The sequence below is a fragment of the Curtobacterium luteum genome (assembly GCF_001475545.1).
Taxonomy (GTDB): Bacteria; Actinomycetota; Actinomycetes; order Actinomycetales; family Microbacteriaceae; genus Curtobacterium; species Curtobacterium luteum_A.
This window is the reverse complement of the sequence record NZ_LDQC01000128.1, coordinates 1-1,580: the sequence shown is the minus strand read 5'-3', so window position 1 is coordinate 1,580 and position 1,580 is coordinate 1. Positions and strand designations below refer to the sequence as shown.

Annotated in this window: 2 protein-coding genes; one reads left to right on the top strand and one right to left on the bottom strand. The window is 71.6% G+C overall.

The window, feature by feature from the left end; all coding sequences use genetic code 11:
• Window positions 1-636: DedA family protein (locus NS184_RS16440; RefSeq protein ID WP_193750529.1), on the bottom strand; the 636-nt coding region annotated here is incomplete at its 3' end.
• A 273-nt stretch (window positions 637-909) separates the two neighbouring features.
• Here NS184_RS16440 and NS184_RS16435 point away from each other — a divergent pair.
• Window positions 910-1,580, top strand: a 671-nt coding sequence (locus NS184_RS16435) for a purine-cytosine permease family protein (protein ID WP_193750527.1), incomplete at its 3' end; no start/stop codon positions are given.

The window sequence follows — 1,580 nt, the reverse complement described above, 5'->3', positions numbered from 1 at the left end:
GGGCTGGTCCGTGTGGGCGGCGCGACGTGCTGCTGCGGCCTCGCGCCTGCGGCCGATGCTACCGATCACCCGGTCGACCACGACACCGAGCACCACCGCGAGGACCATCGACACCAGCGCCGCGACCACGGGCTCGTGCAGGACGGACGACGTCGCGAGGGCGATCCCGATCGAGGTCGCCGCCCAGGCGCTGCCCGCGACCGCGCTGATGCCGAGGAACCGACGGTAGGGGAGCCCCGTCGCACCGGCGGTCGTGTTCACCGCGACGCGGCCCACCGGGATGTACCGGCCCACGAGGATGAGGCTCGCAGGACGCCGCTCCATCTGTCGCTCGGCGAACGCGAACGCCGCGGCGATCCTCGGACGTCGGGAGGACGCGAGGCGCGTGAGGCCGATCCGCCGCCCGATCCAGTACGCGACCGAGTCACCCGCGACCGCTCCGGCAGCGGCAGCAGCCAGCACGCCCAGCAGCGCCGGCTGGCCGGAGGTCGCGGCGACCGCGGCCACGGCGACGAGGGCCGTCTCGCTCGGCACCGGCGGGAAGAAGCCGTCGAGCAGGCACAGGGCGAACAGCACGACGTACACGAGCGGGCTCGCCGCCAGGTCGACGACGAACGGTGTGATCTGGTCGAACACGGGTGCCTCCCTCCGTCGGCGGCGCTCGCCGACGAGGACGACGCTACGGAGCGAGCGCGCCGCTGCCATCCGTCCGCGGTGTCGACCGTCCCCTACCCCGGTATGACATCGGGCGTACGGACGGCAGGACGAGCGGAACCGCGCACCCTGTGCAGGTTGCACGAGTTCACACGCCCTTCACGACACTCTGCCCGTTCTGGTCGCCGCCGACGCTCACTACCGTTGCGGCAACCCGGTCGCCCCGACCGGCTCCCTTCCCCCCAGGAGCACCCGATGGCCAGTGCAGCGTCAGCACCACCAGCCCCGTCCGTCGTCGTCGACGACCACTCCCTGTCTCGTGTCCCCCGCTCGGCCCGCTACGGCTGGTTCCAGGTCGCCGTCCAGCGCTTCGGGCAGATCTCCGCGCTCTCCCAGTTCCTGCTCGGGGCCACCCTCGGCTTCGGGATGGGGTTCTGGGAAGCCTTCTGGGCGATCACCCTGGGCGCGGTGATCCTCGAGATCGTGTCCGTCTTCGTCGGCGTCATCGGCATGCGCGAGGGCCTCAACACCTCGGTCATCGCCCGGTGGACCGGGTTCGGCAAGGCCGGTTCCGCGCTCGTCGGCCTCGCGATCGGGCTCAGCCTCATCGGCTGGTTCGGGATCCAGTCCGGGGTCTCGGCAGCCGGGCTCGTCGCGATCCTGCCGGTCCTGCCGGCCTGGGCGTGGTCCCTCGTGTTCGGCCTCGTCGTGACGGCGATCGTGCTCCGCGGTTTCCACTCCATGCAGTGGCTCGCGAACGTGACGGTCCCGCTCTTCCTCGTCCTCGTGGGGTGGGCGGTCGTCGTCGAGCTGAGCACGCACTCGATCGCAGAACTCGTCGCCAAGGCGCCCGCTGGTCCGGAACTGAGCTTCGTCGCGGGCACCACGCTCGTCGCCGGAGGGTTCATCGTCGGCGCGGTCATCAC